This window comes from Thermococcus sp. (assembly GCF_026991495.1).
Lineage (GTDB): Archaea > Methanobacteriota_B > Thermococci > Thermococcales > Thermococcaceae > Thermococcus.
Window position 1 is genome coordinate 1 of sequence record NZ_JALXBJ010000022.1, and the last position, 23,676, is coordinate 23,676.

Below are 23,676 nucleotides of genomic sequence, written 5' to 3' on the forward strand. Positions count from 1 at the left end.
TCTTAGATGTCTTCACCTACACCGGCGGCGTGAATTGCGAAGCCGCCGGTGTAGGTGAAGACATCTAAGACGCGCATGCCTGGCCTGACGTACTTCTCCAAAGCTATTCTGTTCTCCCTCTGGTCGAGGAAGAAGCCGGTCTTCTGGCCGCGCATGTCGACGATGAACCTGGCTTTACCTTCCTCGATCACAGTCCTGTACTTTTCCTTGCCGAGGAGGACGCGCTCTATCTCGGGTAAACCCTCCCTCCTGCGCGACCTACCGGTGTTCTTCTCGAAGACGGTCTCGATTCCGGGTTCGACCTCCATCACCGCCTCCGCGAGGTCGAGCTTAAAGCGCTCCATGCCGACGCTCGAAATCTGGAGCGAGGCTATCTCGTTGAAGCGGTCCACTATCAGGCCGGGCAGGTAATCGGCCTCGCCGTACACCATGCGGTAGGCCTTATCGTACCCGAGAACCCTTTTCCTGTACTCATTGGCCCTCCTTATCCTCTCCCGGAACAGGGCCTTGTTCACCACCGTCTCGCGCCTCGTCGTTATGAGCCTGACCATGATGTTAGAATTTGGGTTGATGAAGCCCCTCCCGAGGAACTTCCCGCCCCTCGTGTAGACATCAACCACATCGCCCGGTCTCACGGAGCCCTCGACCCTCACAACGCCCTTTTTGAAGACTATCATCGCGCCCTTCCCTATGGCCTTCGCCGCCTGGCCATCAACGATTACCGCGGCCATACTCACCACCCCCCTGTGTTCGGCGATAGGTATTTAACCCTTCGCTTCCAAATAATAGCGGTGGTTTCTATGCACTTCGAGGTCGTAAAGGAGTTCTTGGAAGAGATAGGCGCGGACTGGATAGAGCTCGACGGCGAAATCCACCTCGACCCGGAGGTGTTCTACAGGGTTTGGAAGTACATAGGTCAGCCCGAGCTGAACACTTACGTGATCGAAGACGAGGTTGTCGAACCCGGTTCTTACGACCCCCCCGAGATGAAATACACGAACGTTAGGAAGATAAAGGTCAAGAAAGTCTACTTCGAGACCCTCGACGGGAAGAGGATCGTGACGAACTACCCGGAGTTTCAGAGGGTTCTCAAGAGGGAGGGCAGCTGATCAGCCGAGCAGGACGGGCACCGCGAGGACGCCCATCAAAACCAGCCGCCTCGTCCCGAAGATAAGGGGGAGAAACCCGAGGGCCGAGGCGGTGAGCATGACCCAAAGCCCCCTCAGCCCATCGAGCCACAGGGAGATGCCCCCTAAAAGCACGAGGATCGCTGCGTTTAGTTTGGCGGTTTCAATCTTTTCCACGCCCCTGATTACGACCTCGCCCACGACCGCGCCCGCGAGTAGAGCCAGGGTCCCTATGAGAACCGCCCCGATCATCATCACCTCAAGCCCAGGGGACGGGATGCCCGCCCTGGCGAGCGCAACGGCCACACCGTTCCTCGTTCTTCCGGTTGAGGCGTAGTTAACGATGCCGAAGAGGAAGTTGGCGGTGTTGGCGGAGTAGACTACCGCCAGGTACTCCCTCTCCCCCCTCGCGAGCGGCGATGCTAAGAGGGCGGCAAGGGAAGCTGTGAAAGCCGGTATTAGGGACGCCGCTGCCCCCGCCACGGTTCCGAGCACGATGGGAACTATTGGTACAGGGCAATTCGTAATGGCCTCCTTCCCCTGCCGTCTAATTTTGCCTCCCGATTGGAGGGCCACGATGAGGGTGGGGACTCCAAAGAGACCAGTGAAGAGATGGTAGAAGGGCTCGCTGAGTGTGGCAGCCCTCAGAACGGCCAGTCCAAGGGCCCCGGAGAGGAGGAAGAGAGCCAGGGCCCTCAGCCATCTTGCCCTCCCCTCGGAGAGCACTATAACGGCAGCAACAGCGATGACGAGGAGCCTGCCGTAGGATGGATTGTATCCAGATGCGACCCGGATGTAGAGGGGGGCGAGGGGCAGGGCGAAGAGGACGGCGAGGAAGCTCGACCATAGGGCTATGTGCAGAACCTCGCGCCCCCTCCCATGAACTACGAGCCTGTGCGCTGGCAGCAGGCCAACGGCGGTCTCCTCATCGGGGACCCCCAAGAAGGAAGCGGGCACTACATCGAGGAACGTGTGGGTGAGCCCCATTGCAAAGAGCAGCCAGAAGGATGAGCTCTCCATCGCTGCGAGGGTGTTCACGTGTATCCCCGGGGTTATCCCGGTGAAAGTGCCCAAGAGGATCCCAATCAGCATTTCGATGAACAGAGGTCATCACCCGAGGACGGTGTTATGGCTGGCTTCCCCCGATACGTTGAGACGAGGCCGTAGACCGTGAGCTCCTCGCCAGCTACAACCTCCTTTCCGGTTGACTTCGGGATCTTGAGGAGCAGCCAGCAAACCCCATTGCTCAGGTTGGCGAGCTGAAAGCCGCTCGAGTACCTTTTCACCCACTCCACCCTGCCCTCCACCCTCTCGACGCTTCCCGGCTTCGCCCCGCATATCCCGTTGGGGAGGCGCTCCCTCTCCTCCAGCACGGTGCAGTTAAGGCAGTATAGGTAGCCACCGGTGTCGAGGGCCAGGAACTTTACCCTATCCGCGGTTCTCGCATGAAAACCCCTCAGAAGCTTTTCTGTGCAGTCCAGCCTCAGCCCGGATTTCTTAACCTCGTAAACCCTGCAGGTTCCGCTGACGAGATCCCCCTTTCCGCTTCTTCCCAGCTCCTTGACGGGGGGAAGACCGATTGTCCTTACATCGTCCCGGGAGTAGACGTAGAGCCAGAGCTTGGTCGTCTCCCTGACTATCCCAGTCACCTCTACGACCCGGCCGGGCTTTGGATGAAGCCCGTAGGGCAGGCTCAGATAAAACTCGGTGCCGTTTGAGAAAAGCCTCGGAGGCGAACCCGGAAGGAGAACCCCCCTCACCCCGATGGGATGGCCGTCCTCTGGCTCAGCCGGAATGCCGGCGATCTCCCTGATTTCCGTGGGGAAGAGTTCCTTCCCGTAGAAGAGGCCTCTCACGTAGATGAGGAATCCTTTCCCCACTTTCAGGCTCTTCCCAAGGGGGATCCACCCATCTTCGGAGATCAGATATGGTCTCCCCCGTTTTTCCCAGTAGTAGCCCTTAACCCACTCGCCACCATCAAAGATAGCGGAACCCTCGACCGAATACTTTCCCCTGACCGAGAGCAGATCCCCGCTGGAAAAGAAGCTACCCCTGACGGTGTAGAGTTCCCCCTTCTTGAGCTCAGCCTTAACCAGCAGGGTGGACGAGCCGTTGAAGATAAGGGAGTAGGTTGGATAGGAGCGAACGCACACACCCGTGAAGGAGTCTCTCCCCCCTGGGTCGGAGCGGATGAGGAGGAGTGATGATGTTAGGACGATGAGAGCGAGCACAATGCCGAGTCGTTTACTGATAATCATGGTTAATGGTAAAAATCAAACTTTTAAAAATTTTTTGGTCAGCCCCTGAGAACTATGCCGGTCGGGGTTATCTCGTAGGGGAACCAGCTGAGGGAGTGAGCCGTCCTCCTCATCCCGTAGACGCGCAGGTACCTGCGGAGCGTCCGGCCCTCCTCGAACATCCTGAGCTCTATTATGCCGTCCACGATGGCCTTCACCATGTTCTCAACCTGGGCCCTCTCAATGCCAGTGTTTATCTCTATCGTCCAAACCTGCTTGTAGCGGTGGGCTATGTCCTTAAGCTCCTCAAGGAACTTGTAGATCTCAACGAGCTCGGCCTCGAAGAACAGGGGCGTTAAGGATGTTATTACCCCGATGAGCTGTCCGCTGTGACCGCCGGCGACAAGGCCCGCAGTTGTGTCCCTGATGAACCTGGCGATCTGGATGGGGTTTGAAGCGTCTATTATGACGTCCTCAGAAAAGGAGAACTTCGGCGCCCCCTTTATCCTGTGGGAGTACGCATCCACGAGGTAGAGGAACTCATCGAGTACGGGGGAGAAGTCCCAGCCAAAGCCCTTGGATATCTCAAGGAACTCCTTCTTGGGAAGGTCAACGAGTATCGCGAGACCGGGAAGCCCGCCCATCACAACCTGATTGTAGAGGAACTGGGTCTGGAGGATGGTCTTACCCGATTTGGGGTCCCCTATAACGAGAACAACGCTTCCAGCGGGGATCCCTCCCTGGATGAGGGCGTCAATTATCCCGGTTTGGACCCTCGGAACGTCCAAGATGACCACCGCTCAGTATATTTCTCCGCTCGGGTACACCACTATGCCGTTCTCCGTTATTTCAAAGGGATACTTCTTCATTGAATGCTTTGTTTCCCTCATCTTCCGTATTAGGAGGTACCGTTTGAGCTCAACGTCCTTTTCAACGAGATCGAGGAGGATAACCCCGCGGGCCACGAACTCCTCAACGCCGTACTTGCTTATCTTGCCCCCCTTTGGATCCTCGGACTCCGTGGTCAGGATTGAGGTAACACCCATCTCAAGGAGTATCGTGTTCAGCCTCAGGAGAACCTCCCTTATGTTCTGTTCCTCCTTTAGGCGAATGGCTATGGAGGGTATAGAATCGATTACAAGCCTCTTTGCGTTTATGCTCTTAACAACCCGGTAGACGTAGCGGAGGAACCCCTCAACGTTTAGGCCCTCCTCAAGGGCAAACCTCTCCTCCGAGGGGAGACCCACAACGGAGCTGACGCCGTCTATAATGGCTATCTTCCCCTGCTCCTCGTACTTCTTGAGATCCCATCCAAAGCTCAGCATTTCCCGCCTGAGATCCTGCGCTCGCTCCTCGAGGGTAACTATGACACCGGGCTCGTCGTAAAGCTCGGCCCCCTTATAAACGAACTGGACGGCAAAAGTCGTTTTTCCAGTCCCGGTGGGCCCAGTAACGAGGATCGTGGTGCCCTGTGGAAAACCCCCCTCTATTAGATCGTCAAAACCGGGGATGCCGGTCTTTACACGTGAGACTTCGTACTTGGCCATGATGACCACCTTTCACATCAGATTGTACTCTACCCGGCCGCTTTTTAATCACTATCTATCCTTTGGAAAACCTTAATATAAACTTTTCGTGGGGTCCAAAATTCAAAGGGTGCAGGTGAGGCCCTTTGGCCCAGATCATAGCCCAAATCTCAGCCCATCCATCTCCCAACCTAAGTACCGGGCGGTTCAGGTGGCTGGGGCTTTGACTCTATCTCCTCCCGCCCTCAACCCCTCGATGCTCCCTTTTCTTCTTTTTGACAATTTTAAAGGGAATGAACGCCGAACCTGCTCATTCTTCCATGCACAGCTATTAGAATGCCATCTAAGCAAGCCCCCGCGGGTTCGGATTGGGCTTTATCCATATTAACTCCGAGATCTTGGGAAGTTTTTTGGAACATGGATGAGCACACCTTTATCATTAATGAACTCAATCAGACGCCCATAGGTGGAGTGGGCCCTTAAAGTCGAGGAGTCGCCGATAAGAATCAGCTTCCTCTTGGCCCTCGTCAGGGAGACGTTTAGGCGCCTCAAATCCCTCAGGAAGCCGAGCTCACCCCTCTCGTTTGAGCGGACGAAGGAGAGGACGATGACCTCCTTCTCCCTCCCCTGGTAGCCGTCAACGGTTTTAACTTCAACCTCCTCCGGCAGGAGGAAGCTTATTAAATCCCTCTGGTCGTCGTAGGGGGTAATGACTCCAATCCATTCGGGCTTGACTCCAAGATTTAGGAGTCTCACCACGGTTTCGGCAACTATTCTCGCCTCAAAAGGGTTTTCTCTACTCTCGCTCCCGCGTCTCTGCCTCTCAAAGCGGTCTTCTCTCGTCGAGGTGTCTATGAAGACGAGGACGTTCTCCGGCTTAAGCACATCACTCCAGAGCCCTTTCGATGCTGGAACTTTGATCCCCAGATCTTCAAGCGTTATGCCCCTGACGCTCTCGTCTGCTACGACCTTTCCCTCGTAGAACTCTTTACTGGGGAACTCCATAAGGCGTTCGTTCATCCTGTACTGCACCGTCAGCATCTCCGACTTGTGGGGATAGCGCTCGATGAGTCCCTCGAAGAGCGTCCTGGAGAGCTCCATGGCCTTTTCGCTCAGTATCGTCGGCGGGAGCTGTTTGTGGTCTCCCGCTAAGACGAACCGCTTCGCGCGGTTTATCGGTATGAGGACGCTCGGGATTGTCGCCTGGGTCGCCTCGTCTATAATGGCCACATCGTAGGAGGCGTAATCAACGACTTCGAGGCCAGCCGATGCGTTGGTTGTTAGAACCACGTCGGCTTCCCTTATTATCCCCCTCGCTATCCTCTCCTCAAGCCTCCTCGCGTCCTCAAAGGTTTTGCCCACCTGCTCGTTGAGCTTTATCCACTCGGCCATCTCGCGGATCAGCCTGGCAGGCACTCCCCTTGTTCCTATTCCCTTCGAGGCCAGCCTGAGAATCTCGCGGTCGCTCAGTCCTCTCCTGTATTTTGGCGCGGGTTTAGTGAAGGTGTCGCGCTTCTCCTTCAGGTTCTGCCCTATAACGCGGAGCTCCCTCAGCTCGCCGTAGAGCTCGTGCTGGGTTATCAGATAAGCTAAGGTCGTTTCGTGCAGAGCCCTTGAGACCCTGCTCGGATGTCCCACGCGGACGACCTTAAGGCCCGAGCCGACGAGCCTCTCAACGAGGTTGTCAACTGCGACGTTGCTCTCAGCGGTTGCCAAAACCTTGTTGCCCCTCTCGACCTCCTGCCTTATCAGCTCTGCTAAAGTTCTCGTCTTTCCAGTTCCAAAGGGCCCGTGAATCAGGAAGAAGTCGGGACTGCCGAGGGCTTTCGCGATGGCCTTCCTCTGGCTCGCGTTTAAGCTTTTGTCAAAGGGCCTGAAGCCAACTTCTTCACCCTCTTCAGCTTTCCTAAGGCCGAGATAAAGCTCCAGCGCTTTCCTCCCGCTCTCTCGCAGGTTTTCGAGGTTCTCAATCCAGCGCTTGAAGGTTATGTCGTTGGCGTAGAGATCCAGGCGGACGCCCTTAAGGGCCCACTCTGGAACTGTTTCAAGGGCAACCGTGATGAAGCGCTTCCCCTTCTCGACGACAGTTCCCACAAGATCGCTCTTCAGGGGATCGCGTTTGCTGATTACAACAAGGTCGCCGACGCTTATCTCCGTCTTGATTTCCCTATCGCGTCCGTATCTCACCAAGAAGTAGCCAAGCTCCTCACCTATTATCTTCCCGTTGAGGTTGAGAACCGCCCTCCCGACCTTCTCCCTCTCCCTTCCCGAGAGGCGCTTCATCTCCAGCTTCATGGCCTCTATCTCTGCCTTTCGCTCAAGCTCCACGAGCCCTTTGAGGTGAGAGATGAACCTTGACAGTCTCTCTTCCATTTTTTCCTCCCGATGACCGGGGAGAAGAGTTCCTTAAAAAGCTGAGGGTGGTCAGCCCATGCGAGTCTCCTCACCGCTCGGGCGAAACTTCCCTCATCATCCCGGGAAGAATAGGGGAAGGGGGTTAAAAAGGTAGCTAATACAGGAGAGCCAGCAACTCCCGATGGAACGACTTCAGGGCCCTCCAGCTGGCCTCGCTGATTTCCCCGCTCCACGAGACGCGCTGGTAAAAGCGCTCAAGCTCGTCGAGCAGGCACTCGATGTACTGCCTCCTCTGCCCATCGGCAGGGCCGTTCAAAAGCCTTCCCCGCAGGAAGGGCATCACCTCGGAGGGCCTCCCAAGGGCCGCCCAGAAAAGGCCTTCCTTTAAAATCTCGTACAGGACTTCCTCAAAACCAAACCTCTCAGCGGAGGGTTTGACCCTCCCCCCTTGGAATCCTCGATAGGGCCTCCATTGGGACCACCGGCTTCAAAACGTCCAGCACCTATATCAGCTTTTTGGAATTTTCTCTGTAAATATGACAAAAATGCAGAAAAATTCGGAAGATTCTTGAACAATCTGCCCCAAATTAAATCTGTTTTCGTCACGCAGCCAAGGCCAGGATGACGATGACGGCCAGTACGGGGGCCACGTATGAGAGGGCTATCGCGAGCTTTCTCATCCTATCACCGTGCACAGAGGTATACATTTGTTTAAAAGCTTTACGTTTGTAAAGGTCCTGAAACTTGAACCCCGGGTTCGTTATCCTGGCCAGCCTTCTGGTTGAGGTTCGAGGTTCGCCGTGGAAAGCCTTAAAAACTCTTAACAGCTTCAAGTCAAAAAGGATGAGGGGGTTCGCGGATTATGGGGAAGTTTGAACAGAAACTTGTTAATGCCCTCAGGGGCTACACATTCGACGACGTCCTCCTCATACCGCAGGCTACTGAAGTCGAGCCCAAGGACGTTGACGTCTCGACGAGGATTACACCAAAGATAAGGCTGAACATTCCGATTCTCAGCGCGGCCATGGATACGGTGACCGAATGGGAGATGGCAGTCGCGATGGCCAGGGAAGGTGGCCTTGGAGTGATCCACAGGAACATGAGCATAGGCGAGCAGGTCGAGCAGGTGAAGAAAGTAAAGCGGGCGGAGCGCTTTATCGTTGAGGACGTCATATCGATTTCTCCAGAGGAGACGGTTGATTACGCCCTCTTCCTCATGGACAAGAACGGCATAGACGGCCTGCCAGTGGTCGAGGACGGGAAAGTCGTTGGAGTGATAAGCAAGAAGGACATAGCGGTGAAGCAGGGGGGACTCGTCAGAGAGGTTATGACGGGCGAGCCGATAACCGTTCCCGAGAGCGTAACCGCTGAGGAAGCCCTCCAGCTGATGTTCGAGCAGGGGATTGACAGACTGCCGGTGGTTGACAGCGAAGGCAAACTCCTCGGGATAATCACGATGAGCGACTTGGCGAGGCGCAGAAAGTACAAGAACGCCGTTAGGGACGAGAACGGTGATCTGATAGTTGCCGCCGCGGTCGGGCCCTTCGACCTTGAGAGGGCAAAGGCGCTCGATAGGGCCGGGGCTGATGTCATAGTTGTTGACACCGCCCACGCCCACAACCTCAAGGCGATTAAGGCCATGAAGGAGATAAGGAAGGCCGTCGATGCAGAGCTCATAGTCGGCAACATAGCGAACCTGAAGGCGGTCGATGATTTGACCTTTGCCGACGCGGTAAAGGTTGGAATCGGCCCGGGGAGCATATGCACAACCAGAGTCGTCGCTGGAGTAGGTGTTCCCCAGGTTACCGCAATAGCTCTTGTAGCTGACAGGGCTCAGGAGTACGGGCTTTACGTCATAGCCGATGGGGGAATCCGCTACTCCGGAGACATAGTCAAGGCAATAGCCGCTGGAGCTGACGCGGTAATGCTCGGCTCTCTCCTCGCTGGAACTAAAGAAGCGCCGGGCAAGGAGGTCGTCATAAACGGGAGGAGGTACAAGCAGTACCGCGGGATGGGTTCTCTCGGAGCGATGATGAAGGGGAGTGCAGAGAGATACTACCAGAAGGGCCACATGAAAACTAAAAAGTTCGTTCCAGAGGGAGTTGAGGGGGTAGTGCCTTACAAGGGCTCCCTCAGCGGCGTCCTCTACCAGCTCGTCGGCGGCCTTCGCTCGGGGATGGGCTACGTTGGGGCAAAAAACATCGGGGAGCTCAAGGAGAGGGGCGAGTTCGTCATCATAACGCAGGCAGGCTTTAGGGAGAGCCATCCTCATGACGTACTCATAACCAACGAGGCCCCGAACTACCCGCTCGGCAAATGAAAAACCGTTTAAGTTTACTCTCCCTTTTTCTCCCCGGTGGTCTGATGAAGGTTGGTGTCATAGGGACCGGTTTAGCAGGCTTAACAACCGCCATAGCCCTCTCCAAGAGGGGCTTTGAGGTTACTCTCACCGGTCACGGAATTAGAAGGAGCAACTCCTACTTGGCCCAGGCCGGAGTAGCGTTTCCCCTCGCCGATGGTGATTCTCTCAGGGCCCACGTCACCGATACGATCAGGGCTGGGAAGTACATCAACGACGAGGAAGTGGTGTGGGGAGTAATATCCAAGGCCAGCGAGGCCCACGACTTCCTCTCCTCCTTCGGCCTCAGGTTCGAGCTGGAAACCGAGGGCGGGCACTCCTTTCCCAGGGTCTACACGATAAAGAACGAGACGGGAAAGCACATCATGAAAGTCCTCTGGCTGAGTGCGAAGGAACTGGGTGTTGACCTTGTCAGAGGGACTGCCGAGAGTCTTGGAATCCTTGGAAGAAGGGCCTACGGGGTTTTCGTTGATGGCGAGTTCCTCCGCTTCGATGCCGTTGTCATGGCCTCCGGCGGCTTCACGGGCCTCTTCCAGTACACCGCCGGAGTTGGGACGAACCTCGGCCTTATGACAGGGGACGCCATCCTTCACGGCCTTCCTGCTAGGGACCTTGAGTTCGTCCAGTTCCACCCGACTGGCTACGTCGGAAAGGGCGGGGTTAAGCTCATAAGCGAGGCCGTCCGCGGTGCCGGGGCGAAGCTTATAACCGAGGACGGGGAGCGCTTCGTCAACGAGCTCTCCACGAGGGACATCGTCGCGAGGGCAATTTACAGACAGATGCAGAAGGGAAAGCGGGTCTACCTCGACGCGAGCTCGATAGAGGACTTCAAGAAAAAGTTCCCCCAGATATACGCCTTTCTCCAGAAGGACGGGATGGACCCCTCAAAAGACCCGATCCCTGTCTCACCGATCGCCCACTACACGATTGGCGGAATAGCCGTCGACCTCTGGTACAGGACGGGCGTTAAGGGGCTCTATGCAGTTGGCGAGGTCATGAGCAACGGCTTCCACGGGGCAAACAGGCTGGCCAGCAACTCGCTCCTTGAGTGCATAGTTTCCGGCCTTGAGGTGGCCCGGACGATAGCTAGGGAAAGGCCGAAGAACCTGTCGAGGAGGGAACCGCCCTACAGACCGTTCGAGCCGGGGGAAGTTGGGGCTATAAGGGAGCTCCTCTGGGAGCACGCTGGAATTGTGAGAACCGCCGAGGGGCTGAGGGAAGGGCTGAAAAAGCTTAGAGGGATAGAAGCGGACGAGAGGCTTAAGCTCCTCGCCAGGGGCGTCCTTGAGTGCGCCTTGGCGAGGGAGGAGAGCAGAGGTGCTCACTACCGCGAGGACTTCCCGGTTATGAGGAAGGCCTTCGAGAGGCCGAGCTTCTTCGACGGAAGGTGCAGTCTGTAATCGAGCGGTTTAAATGGGGGAGGATAACTTTAAACGGTGAGAAAATGCCCAAGGCCGTCGAGGCGATCTATGAAAACGGGGTGATAACACCCCTGAAACCCCTTTCGCTCCCTTCAAAGAGACTCATCATCTACATAGAGGAGAAGAGGTTCTAAAACGCGAGACCGAGACCCATGAAAAGGCAAAGCTCGTGATTCACCTCTGCGATGAACACGAGGTTCTTCTCCCCAAGGCGGGCATAGTGGAAGTAGCCAGCGTTCTTAAGCGAAATGGCCACGGTGATGTCATACCTGACGTCGTGGAGTCCCTGTCGCCCTCGTACAATCTCGTGCCCGAGGAGCCCATATTTGAGGAAGCCATCGATGTTGCCTCCGAAACCGGGGCCTCGGGTTTTGATTGCTACTTCATGCCCCTCGCCCTTATGGAAGGGGCCCTCCTAATCACCGACGATATTAAGATGGCCTTTCACGCGAAAAGGCTGGGCATCGAGACCCTTCTCCTTAGAGAAGCTGAAAGGGAGGAGATTCAGACCCTCCTTCGAGGACGAACCTAACCAAAGGTGTCCAAAAACCCTTTTAACGCACCCCCCTATTCTCGCACAGGTGAAGATAGCATGGAACGCGAGAAACTCGTTGAGGAGATAGCCCGGCTTAAGGAGGAGCGCAACGCCATAATAATGGCCCACAACTACCAGCTTCCCGAGGTGCAGGACATAGCGGACTTCCTCGGTGACAGCCTTGAGCTCGCGAGGAAAGCGGTCAACGTTGACGCCGACGTTATAGTCTTTGCCGGAGTTGACTTCATGGCGGAGACCGCCAAAATCCTCAATCCGGGAAAGACCGTTCTCCTGCCAACGAGGAGGGCAACATGCGCGATGGCCGAGATGCTCAGACCGGAGCACATAATCGAGGCGAAGAAGAAGTATCCAGACGCTCCGGTTGTGCTCTACGTCAACAGTTCCGCCGAGACAAAGGCCTTGGCTGACGTTACCGTTACCTCAGCCAACGCCGTCAGGGTTGTTGAGAAGCTCGACTCTGAGGTTATAATCTTCGGACCGGACAAGAACCTCGCCCACTACGTGGCAAAGCAGACCGGGAAGAAAGTAATCCCCGTTCCTGAATACGGGCACTGCTACGTCCACAGGAAGTTCACCCTTGAGGACGTTGAGCGCGCGAGGAGGCTCTACCCCAACGCCAAGCTCATGGTTCATCCGGAATGCGAGCCGGAAGTCCAGGAGGAGGCCGATGTGATCGTTTCCACCGGCGGGATGATCAAAAGGGCTCCCGAGTGGGACGAGTGGGTCGTCTTCACCGAGAGGGAGATGGTCTACCGTTTGAGCAAGCTCTACCCGAATATCAGGTTCCACCCTGCGAGGGAGGATGCCACCTGCATCGGAATGAAGGCGATAACACTGAACCACATCTACGAATCCCTTAAGGACATGAAGTATGCCGTCGAGGTTCCGGAGAGGATAGCTGAGAAGGCGAGAAAGGCTATAGAGAAAATGTTGGAGATGAGCTGACCTCTACCTCTTCGGCGCAGTGTGCCTGACGGTGTAGTGCTCCAGCGTCGCGCCGGTCTCAACGAACTCGTGGGGCCATATCTTGACGTTGTACATCCTCACGTTGTCACTTATTACCGCGTTGTCCCCTATGACCGAGTTCACTATCCTCACGTTGTCGCCGATCTCGACGTGGCGGCCTATTATGGAGTTCATTATCCTCACATTGTCCCCTAACTTCGCCCTGTCCATCACCACCGAGTGGAGGATCTCGCACTCCCTTCCGATTATAGAGTAATTGTCTATGATTGCGTCTTCGAGGGCGGTTCCCCTCCCTATTGAGATGTGCCTCCCGAGGAGGACCTTCCCCTCAACCAGGAGCTGGCCCCTCTTTATCATGCCCCTGACCTCGCGCCTCAGGTTCTCGGACATCTTGGACTTCCCCTGCATGTAGACGTCCCGAACGACTTCAACGGCCTCTATCTCCTCAGCGGAGAGGTGGTTGAGGAGGTACATCGCCGCGTTCAGGTACCTCTCAGGGGTTCCAACGTCGAACCAGTATCCCTCCATCGGGTAGCCGTAGACGTCGTAGCCGTGCTCTATGAGGGCGGGGATTACATCGCCCCCAAAGTCCAGCCTCCTATCTTTCCCCATCTCCTTCGCCCAATCCGCCTCAAGGAACTCCCAGAAGTTCTCCGAGAGGATGTAGATGCCTGTGTTCGCCAGGTTGCTCGGGGCTTCCTCCGGCTTAGGCTTCTCGACGAAGTAGTCTATCCTGTAGTCGTCGTCTATCTTTGCCACGCCAAAGCCCGTTACGTCCTCCACCGGCTGGAGCGCTATCGTCATGAAGGCGTTCTTTTTTCTGTGCCACTCGAACATCTCCCGAAGGCTGAGCTGGTATATGTTATCTCCCTGGATCACCACAACGGGCTCTTTAATGCCGTAGTACTGCATAGTGTACCAGACGGCGTCGCCGTTGGTCGTGCTCTCGTAGCGGGGCATGTAGCGTATCCTGACCTCCCTCTCAAGCCCGTATTTCTTTTTGAGCCAGTAGCCCTCGCGGAAGTAGTCGAAGAGGGTTGTGTAGTTCACGTAGCCCTTAACGCCGAGGTAGACCTCCTCAACACCGTCCTTTGCCAGGTTCAGAATAGAGTGCTCTAAAATCGGCCTGTTTAGAAGCCTTACGAGGCCCTTCGATGTCTCTATCGTCAGGGGCCTCAGGCGGGTCGCCTCACCCCCTATGGGGATTACAGCCTTCCTGATCATGGTGTTTCCCCATCTAATATCGCTCCCTGAGAATAAAAGGCATTCTCTCACGGTGAGTGGTGCCGGGACATGGAAAGCGAAATAAAGCCCGGTTCCCAATGGGGTTGGGGTGAAAAGCATGGTTCCGCTTGAGTACCTGCTCCGGTTCATTAACGAGGATGCTCCCTTTGGCGACGTCACGAGCAAGGCGGTTATCCCGGGGGGAATGAAAGCCAGAGCGGTGATCGTGGCTAAGCAGAACGGGATTATAGCCGGCGTTGAAGAGACAGAGGCCCTCTTCAAGCACTTTGGCGTTGAAGTTAGGGTCAAAAAACGTGATGGTGAGGAAGTGGAGAAGGGCGATACAATAGTCGAGCTCGAAGGGGACGCGAAGGCCGTTCTACTCGTCGAGAGGACGGCACTCAATGTCGTGGGCAGGATGAGCGGGATAGCGACCGAGGTCAGAAGGCTCGTCGAGAGGGTTAGGGCCGTCAACCCAAAGGTTCGGGTTGCCGGGACGAGGAAGAGCCTCCTTAAGCCCCTTGACAAAAAAGCGATTCTCATCGGCGGCGGCGAGCCTCACCGCTTCTCACTGAGCGACGCAATACTCATAAAGGACAACCACCTTGCCTTAGTTCCGCTGGAGGAGGCGATAAAGAGGGCGAAGGCCTTCAGCGTTTACAAGGTCATCGAGGTTGAGGTTGAGAGCATTGAGGACGCGGTTAAAGCGGCAAGGGCTGGGGCTGACGTTGTTATGCTCGACAACATGACGCCGGGGGAGATAGCTAAGACGATAGAGGCTTTAAAACGCGAAGGCCTCCGCGATAAAGTTAAAATCGAGGTCTCCGGAGGCATAACGCCTGAGAACATAGCCGAGTACGCCAGGCTCGATATCGACGTCATAAGTCTGGGTTACTTAACCCACTCGGTGAAGAACTTCGACGTGAGCCTTGAGGTTATCGGAAGGGCTTGAAGCGGAGTTTTTCTCTTCCTCTTTATCGATCTCCCGTTCCAGCATGATGGCTACCTCTTTTTCAGTCCACTCTCAAAAGAGCGTACCGTCCCATTGCTTTATGTCTTCAATAATCCCTTCAACCGCGTGTCTTACCTGCTAAAAAAGCTCGTCCACGCTTTTAGAGGTTGAATCCAGCGTTTTTGTAATATACCAGTACTAGTAAAACCCCCGGGTTAGTGTTGTGCAGGGTCATGCTTCTCACCATGTGCTGAGTGCATACCTTGCTACCACCTTCACCCATTGTATTTTTGGATATAAAGCCCGCAGGGGAGTGAACGTTTTTAGGGCTTCTTCCACCTCATGTACTCCCATTATGAGGTCTTCCCTAATGCCCTCTACGTACTCTTCAACCCCCACCCGGACGGTTACTCCGTTGTCCGGGGACTCAATTTCAAGGATTTTGCCATGTTTGCGGTACAGGACGAACTTTATGGGGTCAAAGGTACCGAAGAAGAGTTTAAGGGGTCCTTCAGGAAAAAACACCTCTTCTATGGACATGCTTCTGGTGACAGGGTTGTTCCTGAGGGGGTTTACCTCCACCGGGAGACTCATGAGTTCGATTATTGAATCCTTTCCTCCCCCTGCGTAAACAATCGAGAGTGCCACGTCCTCAAAAAAGTCAATTAAGTTCCCACAGGCGGGTGCTATCAGCTCTCTGCCATTCACCACCAACCCGTACTTAACGCCGTATTCAAATGCCCTTGAGGTAATGCCTTTGAGGAGCTCGTTGAAGTCCTCTTCGTCGTCTTCTTCAACGGATTCAGTGTATGTTTCCACGGTGTCTGAGAGCGACGAAACGACCGCTCCCTTCAGGTAGTCCTTAGTTGGGAGTGTGTACCACAGATGAACCTTTGTCATGTGCACCACCTTATGAGTTGATGCAACATATAAAAATTAAAATTGTGGGCATCAACTCAGTGGGATTTTAACAGGTATGCCGTAAGAACTTTGTAGCTTTTGTATCCTATTCTCTGTAGTATCACTCTTACTCTGCCAATTTCTGTGTCCACCTCCAGTGCTATTTTGCCCTCACGGGGATTTGTTTTACCACAGTTCACATCTCCGCTTGTTATTGCTTTCTTAATAACATTAGCCAGCCATTTACCGGATATGCTCTTTGGGAAAACTGTTGCATCAGGCTCTCCATAATAAACTTTACCTTCGTAATGTCTACGGATAATGTGTCGTAAATCACTTTCGAAAAGTTTCACTTTTCCCGGTGGCCAGTACCCGCAGGGTGCGCTCCTTCCTTCAAATTTTGGTAAGTTCCTGGTCTCCCTGTACAATTCTTCAGCGAATTCTTTCGCCTTCTCTGCGTCCCAGCCGTTAAGCCAGGCCATTGCGAGCAGTTTGCCGTACTCCTCCGGCGAGAACAGATCGCAAACGGAAGTCACATCGTCCCGGTTTACCGTTATGACGTGCTCAACGATAACAGTCTCTTTTCTGAGCCCCCACCACTCGCTTTTGACGTAGCCGTAGCCTATCTCCACCTTCGTGCCCCAGAAGTTCATCTTTGTTACCTGAGTGTATCCGTCGTGCTTCGCCGGGATCTTCTCTATGAAGCCTTTGGTGAACTCTGCTACCGGCTTCCCGTAAGTATGTCTCGAGACGTATTGAGCAACCTTGACCAAAATCTCGGCAAGCTGGGCAACTATGACTATCTCCCCCACGATGGGGAAATCAATGCTTAGTATCCGCGGTGCCAACTCGCCAATCGCCCCGATGTTCTCCGGGCGGGATTGGTTCCCGGGAGTGCCCGGGTTTAAGGCTACGCCCGTGCTGCTCTCACCTCGAGGCCCCTGCACAACGATCTTGGCTTCGACGCTTGCACTGCTGACCGTCATTCCAAGGAACAGAACAACTATAGCAAGTGCTACAGCTCTACGCCATCTCATAGGATCACCTAGACCAAAAGTATCTTTTAATTTTTAAATTTTACGGTTTTATAAATTAGTTATACAATGTGGGGCTTAAGACTAAGCTGCTGGTGACACAATAAAGTGGTAATCACTGGGTGGAAAGGCTTATATCCCCCTCTTCAAATCACAATCTGAAGGAAAGCCGAAAGGGGTGACCGGTATGGGAAAGCTTGATATTATCGAGGCTAAGGGGACGGAGAGACTCAAGAGGGGATTCGCGAAGATGGTGAAGGGCGGAGTAATTATGGACGTCACCAACGCCGAGCAGGCGAGGATTGCTGAAGAAGCCGGGGCAGTCTCGGTTATGGCCCTCCACAGGGTTCCGGCTGACATAAGGAAGGCCGGCGGAGTAGCCAGAATGGCCCCGATAGAGAAGATCCAAGAGATAATGGACGCGGTAACGATCCCGGTTATGGCAAAGGTCAGGATAGGCCACGTTGCCGAGGCGAGGATCCTTGAGGCCCTTGGCGTTGACATGATAGACGAGAGCGAGGTTCTCACCCCGTCTGACCCCTACTTCCACATTGACAAGCGCGAGTTCAAGGTTCCGTTCGTCTGCGGTGACAGGAACCTCGGCGAGGCCGTCAGGAGGATATGGGAAGGGGCCGCGATGATAAGGACGAAGGGCGAGGCCGGAACGGGAAACATAGTCGAGGCAGTCAGGCACGTCCGCCTCCTCAACGACAACATAGCCCTCCTCCAGAGGATGACGGACGAGCAGGTCTACGGCGTTGCCGAGAAGTTCGCAGAACCGTACCTCAGACTGGCCTTCGAAGTCAGGGAGATAAGCGGCTTGCCAAAGCAGGTGCTTGAGAGCGAGCCCGTCTACGGCCACTACACCTACCGTGAGATCGTTGAGGGTCTCTACAAGGTTCTCCTTGAGATAAAGAAGCTCGGCCGTCTTCCCGTTGTCAACTTCGCGGCCGGCGGCGTTGCTACCCCAGCGGACGCGGCACTCATGATGCAGATGGGTATGGACGGCGTCTTCGTCGGCTCTGGAATCTTCAAGAGCTCCAACCCGCCGAAGATGGCGAGGGCGATAGTTGAAGCGGTAAACCACTGGGATGAGCCTGACGTTTTAGCGGAGATAAGCAAGGACATCGGCGAGCCCATGCACGGTCAGGAGATAGAGCAGCTCGAAGTCCGCCTTGAGGAGAGGGGCGTCTGACCCTTTTCTCCTTTCCCTTGAGGTGATCAAAATGGTCAGGGTAGGCGTCATTGGCCTCCAGGGAGACGTCAGCGAGCACATCGATGCAGCGAAGAGAACCCTCGAAAACCTCGGCGTTTCAGGGGAAGTCATCTGGCTCAGGAGGAAGGAGCAGCTTGAAGGCATCTCAGCGATAATAATCCCCGGCGGGGAGAGCACGACGATATCGAGGCTCATGGTGGAGAACGGCCTCCTTGAGCCCGTCAGGAAGCTCGGCGAGGAAGGACTGCCGATAATGGGCACCTGCGCGGGTTTGATAATGCTCTCGAAGGAGGTAATCGGAGCAACTCCCGAGCAGAAGTTTTTGGCCCTCCTCGACGTTCGCGTTAATAGAAACGCTTACGGCAGACAAGTGGACAGCTTTGAGGCACCGGTGAAGTTAGCTTTCAGCGACGAGCCCTTCATAGGGGTCTTCATCCGCGCCCCGAGGATAGTCGAGCTTTTGAGCGACAGGGTAAAGCCGATAGCGTGGCTCGGTGACAGGGTTGTAGGTGTGGAGCAGGACAACATAATCGGCCTTGAGTTCCACCCGGAGCTGACTGATGACACGAGGGTTCACGAGTACTTTTTGAGGAAGGCGCTTTGATAGCATTTCTATGCCAAATCCCTCCCGGAAGGCTTTTATTTTTGCTTTTTCTATGTCAACCGGTGGTTGGATGGGCGAACTAAGAAAGGTAGTCTGCCCCTACTGCGGCTTTGGCTGTAACCTCCTCATAGACTCAAAAACCCTGAAGGTAAGGCCTTATCGTGGGGAACCGAACAGGGGGAAGCTCTGTCCCAAGGGCCTCCACGCGACCGAGTTCGTTACCTCAAGGGATAGACTCAAGAGGCCCCTCAAGAGAATCGGCTCGGCGATGGTTCCGATAAGCTGGGGTGTCGCGATTGACGAGATAGCTGGTAAGCTTCTCGAAATCCGCGAGCTCTATGGCGCTGATGCCGTGGCCTTTTTAGCGTCCTCAAAGGTTAGCAACGAGGAGAACTACCTCCTCCAGAAGATAGCTCGCCTCTTCGGGACGAACAACATAGACAACTGCGCTCGTCTCTGCCACGAGGCTTCTGTTCATGCGCTCAAACTTGCCGTGGGAACCGGCGCTCAAACGAACCCCTACGAGGATTTGGAGGGCTTTAAGGCCATACTCATCTGGGGCTATAATCCAGCGGAAACGCATCCGGTAGTTATGGACTACATCCTGAGGGCAAAGAGGAGGGGTGCGAAGATAATCGTCGTTGACGTCAGGAAAACCAGAACCATGGCCTTCGCCGACTACAAGCTTGTACTCAGGCCGGGAACAGACATAACGCTCGCCAACGCGATGATCCACGTCATAATCCGCGAGGAGCTCTACGACGAAGAGTTCATCCGTTCGCGCACGAACGGTTTTTCAGAGGTCAAGATGGCTGTGAGAAAGTACACGCCGGAGTACGCGGAGAGGGTAACGGGAATTCCCGCGGAGACCATAAGAGCTGTCGCGAGAACCTTCGCTTTAGCCGGAAGCGGTGCAGTAATGTGGGGCATGGGGCTTACACAGCACGTCTCGGGCGTTGAAAACGTTTTAGCTGTCATAGACCTCGTCCTACTGCCCGGCTACATAGGCGAGAGAGGTGGCCTCTACCCGATGCGCGGGCAGAACAACGTGCAGGGAGCGGCTTATATGGGCGCGCTGAGCGAGTTCCTGCCGGGTTACGTTCCCCTGTCAGATGAGCGCTTCAGGAAGCGCGTCGCATCGCTCTGGGGCGTTGAGGACCTTCCTACGGAGAGGGGCCTTTATCTAACGGAGCTATGGGACGAGATTGAGGAGGGCAACGTGAAAGCGCTTTACATCGTCGGCGAGAACCCAGCGGTCAGCGAGGCCGACTTTGCTCAGGTTAGGAGAGCCCTAAGGAAGCTCGATCTCCTGGTCGTTCAGGACGTCTTCCCCACAAAGACGGCCCGCTACGCCCACTACCTCCTTCCGGCTTCGGCTTTCTGCGAGAAGAGTGGAAGTTATATGAACAGCGAGAGAAGAATCCAGTGGAGCGAGAAAGTTTGTGAACCCTACGCCGACTCAAAGCCCGACTGGGAGATACTGGGGATGCTCGGGAAAGCCCTCGGTCTGCCCGGCTTCAACTATTCGAGGGTCGAGGAAATAACCGCTGAGTACTTCAGGCTCTTTCCAGAGCTTGAGGAGAGGAGTGTTGAAGAGCTGAAAAGCTCGGACGGAATCTTCCTGCCGAAGAAGAGGCTCCACACCTGGGAGTTCGCCACCCCGGACGGGAAGGCCAGGCTTATAGCGGTCGAACAGATAGCACCTTGGGAAGTGCCGGACAAAGAATACCCCTTCGTGCTCACCACGGTGAGGCTGATAAGCCACTACAACACCGGCGAGATGACGCTGAGGAGTCCATCGCTGGTTAAACTCATGGGCGAGCCAAGGGCTTTGATCAACGAGAGGGACGCTGAGAGGTTCGGCATCAACGAGGGAGATTTAATCGAGATAGAGACGAGGCGCGGAAGGATAAGGATGCGCGCTAAGGTCGGTGGAGTCCCAGAGGGAGTTATAGCGGTTCCCTTCCACTTCAAGCCCAACAGGCTTACGGGCTCGGCCCTGAACAAGGCGGGAACGCCGGAGTTCAAGTTTTCGGCGTGCAGGGTGAGGAAGGCGGGGAAACTTAAAGGAGAAGCCTCTGAATGATGTTGAAGTCCCTCTCATTCCAGGCGCCCCTTTCGAGGACGATGTAGAGGGCCCCTCCCTTAACGGAGACGTAGTCTTTGAGCATCGAGAGGAACTTAGCGAGCCCCCTGAAGTCGTTGTAGAGTCTCAAGTACTCTACACCCTCAAGGAACACGACGGGAGTAATTTCGCGGGCGGAGTTCAGGTAGGAAACGGCCAGCTCAAGGATCTGTGGGAGGCCTGTGGGCCCGATGCTGTTTTCCCCGCCAACGTTTGTTATCCTGTATGCCTTCCACTCCCCTGGGGCATCGAGGTTTCTCACGAAAGCTAAGACGGGGTAGTCCCTCAGCCCCTCAACGGTTCCCGGAATCTCCTTGGGCTCAATGATGTGAACGCCGGGCTGAACTGAGGGCCTCTTCTCAGGCTTTTTGAGCTCAAAGCCCCTAACCATCACGAGCTCGACCATAAAGAACGCCGATAGGAGGGTCAGCAGAAAGCCGAGCCAGAAACCGAAGGGGGCGAACCACTCCACTGGCCTCAGGAAGGGGTAGTCCATCTGGTGGAGGCCGTATACGATGAGCGTTATCCCGAGGTTGCGGGCGCCTGTTCCAGTTATCTCCCTCAGCCTGTAGATTATCCAGCCGCTAAGGGACATGAAGAGACCGGCCAGACCCGTGACAACGGCATCTCCCGTGCAGCGCCCCCAGGCCAGTACAACGGCCCACATGTAAAACGCCATGATCGCGGGGATCCAGGGAACGAGCTGTCTATCCCTCACAGCCGGTGTGTATCCCTCGATGAACCTGTAGGTACCGTACAGGAGGGAGGATGCGAAGAGACCTAACGAGACCGCCCTCCAGGTAGGGTTCTTCCCTATGTCCCCCACTATCGCGTAGGCGTAGAGGAACCAGCCGAGGCCCCAGTAGAGGGCGGCCCTCTTGTGCCTCTTTTCTGCGAAGAGAATGAGCATTGCCCCGGCGGTCAGCTTTACACCGGCACTGAAGGCGGCGGCAACCAGGTAGCCGTTCATCATTCATGCCTGAAGTGATAATACGCACCCGAGGTATTTAACAATTTCCTCAAAATCTGAAAACCCACTCCGGGTACTCCCCGGTGAGGCAGGCAAGGCAGAGGTCTTCCCTTCCGACTGCCCTCTTCAGGCCCTCGACGCTGAGATAAGCGAGGCTGTCAGCACCTATAGCTTTCCTCACCTTCTCCACGCTCCCGAATGCAGCTATAAGCTCGTGCCTCGTCGGTATGTCTATCCCCATGTAGCATGGGTATCTTATCGGTGGCGAGGCTATCCTCACGTGGACTTCCCTAGCTCCTGCCCTCCTGAGCATGGCAACTATTCTCCTCATCGTGGTGCCCCTAACTATCGAGTCATCGACGAGTACCACGCGCTCCCCGCTCACTACCTCTTCCACCGGGGAGAGCTTCAGCTTGACCTTCAGCTCGCGGTTGAACTGGCCCGGCGTTATGAAAGTCCTTCCAATGTAGCGGTTCTTTATGAGTCCCTCAGCGTACGGAATCCCGCTCTCCATTGAAAAGCCGAGGGCAGCAGCCCTTCCGGAATCGGGAACAGCTATAACAACGTCCCCCTCTGCTGGACTTTCGCGGGCGAGCTCTGCACCCATCCTCACCCTGGCTGAGTAAACGTTTACACCGTCTATCCTGCTGTCCGGCCTCGCGAAGTAGATGTACTCGAAAACGCAGGTGTGGTGTCTCTCCTTGGCCAGAGCCTTGCTCTCAGCAGAGTCCCCATCGACGAGGAAGGCCTCGCCTGGATTAACGTCCCTAACCCCGTCCACGAAGGGCCTCAAAGCTGAGCCCTCGCTTGCGAAGTAGTGACCGTTCCCGATTCCGTAGCTAAGCGGTCTGAAGCCGACCGGGTCCCTCGCCACGAGTATCTTCCCGTCGAAGAGAAAGGCAACCGAGTATGCCCCTTTAACCTCATCAAAGACCGCTTTCATCGCCTCGAACTCGTCGCCGGTTTCCTTCAAGTGCCATAGGAAGGAAATCCCGAGGAGCTCTGAATCGACGGAGTGCTTGAAATCAATTCCCCTCTTCCCGTACTCCTCCCTGAGGGGCCCAAAGTTCGTGAGGGTTCCGTTGTGGGCAACTGCTATCCTCTTTCCACAGCACTCGGTTTCAAGTGGCTGGGTCTCGTTGGGTGAGCCTGAGGTGGAGTAGCGGACGTGGGCTATCGCGAGGTTCGATTTGAGCTTAGCTAAGATTGGCCCCTTGAAAACGTCCTGGACGAGGCCCGGCCCGGAAACCGTCCTTATTCTGTGCCTCCAGACGCTTATTCCAGCGCTCTCCTGCCCGCGGTGCTGGAGGGCTATGAGCGCGTAGTAGGCCTTCTTCGGTGCGTTCTCTGAAAGCGTTGCAAAGATACCGCACTTCTCCCTCAACGGCCACACCGTCCTTTGACGTTTACGTGCCCATATCAACCGTTAGTTCTGGGGCTATTAACAGATTTTAGTTTAAAAACCTTGCCCAATGGTTGACTTTTAAACGTCAAAAAAATCCTTAAAAACTCGCAGAATTTTACATAAAAATGGTGAAACCCATGGAGGTCTACGAGGGTAAGGCCAAGAAGATAATCCCGCTCGATGATGGGAAGGCAATAATGGAGTTCAAAGACGATGCAACCGCCTTCGACGGCGGCAAGAAGGCGAAGTTTAAAGGAAAGGGCTGGCTTAATGCTCAGATCAGTGCCCACATCTTCAGGGTTCTTGAGGAGAAAGGCGTAAAGACCCACTTTATTGGCGTTGCCGGCGATAACAGGCTAATCGTCGAGAGGCTTGATATGTATCCCCTCGAAGTTGTTGTCAGGAACATCGTTGCTGGCAGTCTCAAGAAGCGCCTCCCCCTCGATGAGGGAACCGAGCTCAGAGAACCGATAGTTGAGCTCTACTACAAGGACGATTCCCTCCACGATCCGATGATAAACCGCTATCACGCGAGGGTTTTGGGGATAAGCGAGGTCGAGCTTAAGGAGATCGAGCGAATCGCTTTGAAGGTGAACGATATCCTGAGGAAGTACTTTGCCGAGCGCGGGATAATCCTGGTTGACTTCAAGCTGGAGTTCGGAAAGAACGGGAGGGGCGAGATAGTCCTCGGCGACGAGA

General features: G+C 55.2%; 21 protein-coding genes and 2 pseudogenes. 11 read left to right on the plus strand and 12 right to left on the minus strand.

Annotated features, from left to right (window positions below; all coding sequences use genetic code 11):
* Positions 1-23: 23 nt before the first annotated feature.
* Positions 24-731: pseudogene (locus MVB78_RS02505) on the minus strand (class I SAM-dependent rRNA methyltransferase); the annotation flags it as partial.
* Positions 732-800: 69 nt separating this feature from the next.
* Between MVB78_RS02505 and MVB78_RS02510 the strand changes: the two are divergent.
* Complete coding sequence (locus MVB78_RS02510) at positions 801-1,109, plus strand: DUF5748 family protein (RefSeq protein ID WP_297487552.1); 309 nt, start codon at positions 801-803, stop codon at positions 1,107-1,109.
* On the opposite strand, the gene MVB78_RS02515 is transcribed toward MVB78_RS02510, so the two are convergent.
* The 6 genes from MVB78_RS02515 to MVB78_RS02540 all read right to left on the minus strand — a co-directional run bounded on the left by MVB78_RS02515 (position 1,110) and on the right by MVB78_RS02540 (position 7,585).
* Complete coding sequence (locus MVB78_RS02515) at positions 1,110-2,165, minus strand: tripartite tricarboxylate transporter permease (RefSeq protein WP_297487511.1); 1,056 nt, start codon at positions 2,163-2,165, stop codon at positions 1,110-1,112. It lies immediately after the preceding gene.
* A 47-nt stretch (positions 2,166-2,212) separates the two neighbouring features.
* Positions 2,213-3,385 (minus strand): hypothetical protein, encoded by a 1,173-nt coding sequence (locus MVB78_RS02520; RefSeq protein ID WP_297487514.1) that lies wholly within the window; start codon positions 3,383-3,385, stop codon positions 2,213-2,215.
* A 38-nt stretch (positions 3,386-3,423) separates the two neighbouring features.
* Complete coding sequence (locus MVB78_RS02525) at positions 3,424-4,152, minus strand: RAD55 family ATPase (protein WP_297487516.1); 729 nt, start codon at positions 4,150-4,152, stop codon at positions 3,424-3,426.
* Positions 4,153-4,164: 12 nt separating this feature from the next.
* Entirely contained in the window at positions 4,165-4,911 is a 747-nt protein-coding gene (locus tag MVB78_RS02530) for an ATPase domain-containing protein (RefSeq protein ID WP_297487518.1), read from the minus strand.
* Between the two features lie 363 nt (positions 4,912-5,274).
* Complete coding sequence (locus MVB78_RS02535) at positions 5,275-7,263, minus strand: IGHMBP2 family helicase (RefSeq protein WP_297487520.1); 1,989 nt, start codon at positions 7,261-7,263, stop codon at positions 5,275-5,277.
* Positions 7,264-7,399: 136 nt separating this feature from the next.
* Entirely contained in the window at positions 7,400-7,585 is a 186-nt protein-coding gene (locus tag MVB78_RS02540) for a hypothetical protein (protein WP_297487522.1), read from the minus strand.
* A 522-nt stretch (positions 7,586-8,107) separates the two neighbouring features.
* Here MVB78_RS02540 and guaB point away from each other — a divergent pair.
* The 5 genes and pseudogenes from guaB (at position 8,108) to nadA (ending at position 12,526) form a co-directional block, all read left to right on the plus strand.
* The gene (gene guaB / locus MVB78_RS02545; protein WP_297487524.1) at positions 8,108-9,565 is read left to right on the plus strand and encodes an IMP dehydrogenase; all 1,458 of its coding nucleotides are present in this window, start codon (positions 8,108-8,110) and stop codon (positions 9,563-9,565) included.
* A 44-nt stretch (positions 9,566-9,609) separates the two neighbouring features.
* The gene (locus MVB78_RS02550; protein ID WP_297487526.1) at positions 9,610-11,004 is read left to right on the plus strand and encodes an L-aspartate oxidase; all 1,395 of its coding nucleotides are present in this window, start codon (positions 9,610-9,612) and stop codon (positions 11,002-11,004) included.
* Positions 11,005-11,048: 44 nt separating this feature from the next.
* Positions 11,049-11,159 (plus strand): antitoxin family protein, encoded by a 111-nt coding sequence (locus MVB78_RS02555; RefSeq protein ID WP_297487528.1) that lies wholly within the window; start codon positions 11,049-11,051, stop codon positions 11,157-11,159.
* A 14-nt stretch (positions 11,160-11,173) separates the two neighbouring features.
* Positions 11,174-11,557, plus strand: a pseudogene (locus tag MVB78_RS02560) (PIN domain-containing protein); the annotation flags it as partial.
* 60 nt (positions 11,558-11,617) lie between these two features.
* Complete coding sequence (nadA, locus tag MVB78_RS02565; RefSeq protein ID WP_297487531.1) at positions 11,618-12,526, plus strand: quinolinate synthase NadA; 909 nt, start codon at positions 11,618-11,620, stop codon at positions 12,524-12,526.
* A gap of 3 nt (positions 12,527-12,529) precedes the next feature.
* Here nadA and MVB78_RS02570 read toward each other — a convergent pair whose 3' ends face one another.
* The gene (locus MVB78_RS02570) at positions 12,530-13,771 is read right to left on the minus strand and encodes an NDP-sugar synthase (RefSeq protein WP_297487534.1); all 1,242 of its coding nucleotides are present in this window, start codon (positions 13,769-13,771) and stop codon (positions 12,530-12,532) included.
* A 118-nt stretch (positions 13,772-13,889) separates the two neighbouring features.
* Between MVB78_RS02570 and nadC the strand changes: the two genes are divergently transcribed.
* Positions 13,890-14,723: a carboxylating nicotinate-nucleotide diphosphorylase gene (gene nadC, locus MVB78_RS02575; RefSeq protein ID WP_297487536.1), complete on the plus strand. Its 834-nt coding sequence runs from the start codon at positions 13,890-13,892 to the stop codon at positions 14,721-14,723.
* A gap of 240 nt (positions 14,724-14,963) precedes the next feature.
* On the opposite strand, the gene MVB78_RS02580 is transcribed toward nadC, so the two are convergent.
* Entirely contained in the window at positions 14,964-15,629 is a 666-nt protein-coding gene (locus MVB78_RS02580; protein WP_297487538.1) for a hypothetical protein, read from the minus strand.
* Positions 15,630-15,679: 50 nt separating this feature from the next.
* Positions 15,680-16,660, minus strand: coding sequence for a hypothetical protein (locus tag MVB78_RS02585; protein WP_297487540.1), 981 nt, complete (start codon positions 16,658-16,660; stop codon positions 15,680-15,682).
* Between the two features lie 184 nt (positions 16,661-16,844).
* On the opposite strand from MVB78_RS02585, the gene pdxS reads away from it, so the two are divergent.
* The 3 genes from pdxS (at position 16,845) to fdhF (ending at position 20,563) form a co-directional block, all read left to right on the plus strand.
* Positions 16,845-17,852, plus strand: coding sequence for a pyridoxal 5'-phosphate synthase lyase subunit PdxS (pdxS, locus tag MVB78_RS02590; RefSeq protein ID WP_297487542.1), 1,008 nt, complete (start codon positions 16,845-16,847; stop codon positions 17,850-17,852).
* 31 nt (positions 17,853-17,883) lie between these two features.
* A complete protein-coding gene (gene pdxT, locus MVB78_RS02595; RefSeq protein ID WP_297487544.1) occupies positions 17,884-18,477 on the plus strand; it encodes a pyridoxal 5'-phosphate synthase glutaminase subunit PdxT in 594 nt (197 codons plus the stop codon).
* Between the two features lie 70 nt (positions 18,478-18,547).
* On the plus strand, positions 18,548-20,563 hold the full coding sequence (fdhF, locus tag MVB78_RS02600) for a formate dehydrogenase subunit alpha (protein ID WP_297487546.1): 2,016 nt from the start codon (positions 18,548-18,550) through the stop codon (positions 20,561-20,563).
* Here the strand turns inward: fdhF and MVB78_RS02605 are convergent.
* Positions 20,541-21,572 carry a DUF835 domain-containing protein gene (locus MVB78_RS02605; RefSeq protein WP_297487548.1) on the minus strand — a complete coding sequence of 344 codons (1,032 nt, stop codon included), beginning with the start codon at positions 21,570-21,572 and terminating at the stop codon, positions 20,541-20,543. The genes fdhF and MVB78_RS02605 overlap by 23 nt on opposite strands.
* Before the next feature lie 49 nt (positions 21,573-21,621).
* Complete coding sequence (gene purF / locus MVB78_RS02610; protein WP_297487550.1) at positions 21,622-22,956, minus strand: amidophosphoribosyltransferase; 1,335 nt, start codon at positions 22,954-22,956, stop codon at positions 21,622-21,624.
* Positions 22,957-23,114: 158 nt separating this feature from the next.
* Between purF and purC the strand changes: the two genes are divergently transcribed.
* A partial coding sequence (gene purC / locus MVB78_RS02615; protein WP_297487554.1) for a phosphoribosylaminoimidazolesuccinocarboxamide synthase occupies positions 23,115-23,676 on the plus strand: 562 nt, incomplete at its 3' end.

Excerpts from the sequence above, each read along its gene's own strand:
- MVB78_RS02510 (WP_297487552.1), top strand. The coding sequence starts at position 801 with ATGCACTTCGAGGTCGTAAAGGAGTTCTTGGAAGAGATAGGCGCGGAC.
- MVB78_RS02520 (WP_297487514.1), bottom strand. The coding sequence starts at position 3,385 with ATGATTATCAGTAAACGACTCGGCATTGTGCTCGCTCTCATCGTCCTA.
- MVB78_RS02550 (WP_297487526.1), top strand. The coding sequence starts at position 9,610 with ATGAAGGTTGGTGTCATAGGGACCGGTTTAGCAGGCTTAACAACCGCC.
- pdxT (WP_297487544.1), top strand. The coding sequence starts at position 17,884 with ATGGTCAGGGTAGGCGTCATTGGCCTCCAGGGAGACGTCAGCGAGCAC.
- MVB78_RS02585 (WP_297487540.1), bottom strand. The coding sequence starts at position 16,660 with ATGAGATGGCGTAGAGCTGTAGCACTTGCTATAGTTGTTCTGTTCCTT.
- MVB78_RS02605 (WP_297487548.1), bottom strand. The coding sequence starts at position 21,572 with ATGAACGGCTACCTGGTTGCCGCCGCCTTCAGTGCCGGTGTAAAGCTG.
- fdhF (WP_297487546.1), top strand. The coding sequence starts at position 18,548 with ATGGGCGAACTAAGAAAGGTAGTCTGCCCCTACTGCGGCTTTGGCTGT.
- nadA (WP_297487531.1), top strand. The coding sequence starts at position 11,618 with ATGGAACGCGAGAAACTCGTTGAGGAGATAGCCCGGCTTAAGGAGGAG.
- nadC (WP_297487536.1), top strand. The coding sequence starts at position 13,890 with ATGGTTCCGCTTGAGTACCTGCTCCGGTTCATTAACGAGGATGCTCCC.
- MVB78_RS02530 (WP_297487518.1), bottom strand. The coding sequence starts at position 4,911 with ATGGCCAAGTACGAAGTCTCACGTGTAAAGACCGGCATCCCCGGTTTT.
- pdxS (WP_297487542.1), top strand. The coding sequence starts at position 16,845 with ATGGGAAAGCTTGATATTATCGAGGCTAAGGGGACGGAGAGACTCAAG.
- MVB78_RS02555 (WP_297487528.1), top strand. The coding sequence starts at position 11,049 with ATGCCCAAGGCCGTCGAGGCGATCTATGAAAACGGGGTGATAACACCC.
- guaB (WP_297487524.1), top strand. The coding sequence starts at position 8,108 with ATGGGGAAGTTTGAACAGAAACTTGTTAATGCCCTCAGGGGCTACACA.
- MVB78_RS02535 (WP_297487520.1), bottom strand. The coding sequence starts at position 7,263 with ATGGAAGAGAGACTGTCAAGGTTCATCTCTCACCTCAAAGGGCTCGTG.
- MVB78_RS02570 (WP_297487534.1), bottom strand. The coding sequence starts at position 13,771 with ATGATCAGGAAGGCTGTAATCCCCATAGGGGGTGAGGCGACCCGCCTG.
- MVB78_RS02540 (WP_297487522.1), bottom strand. The coding sequence starts at position 7,585 with ATGCCCTTCCTGCGGGGAAGGCTTTTGAACGGCCCTGCCGATGGGCAG.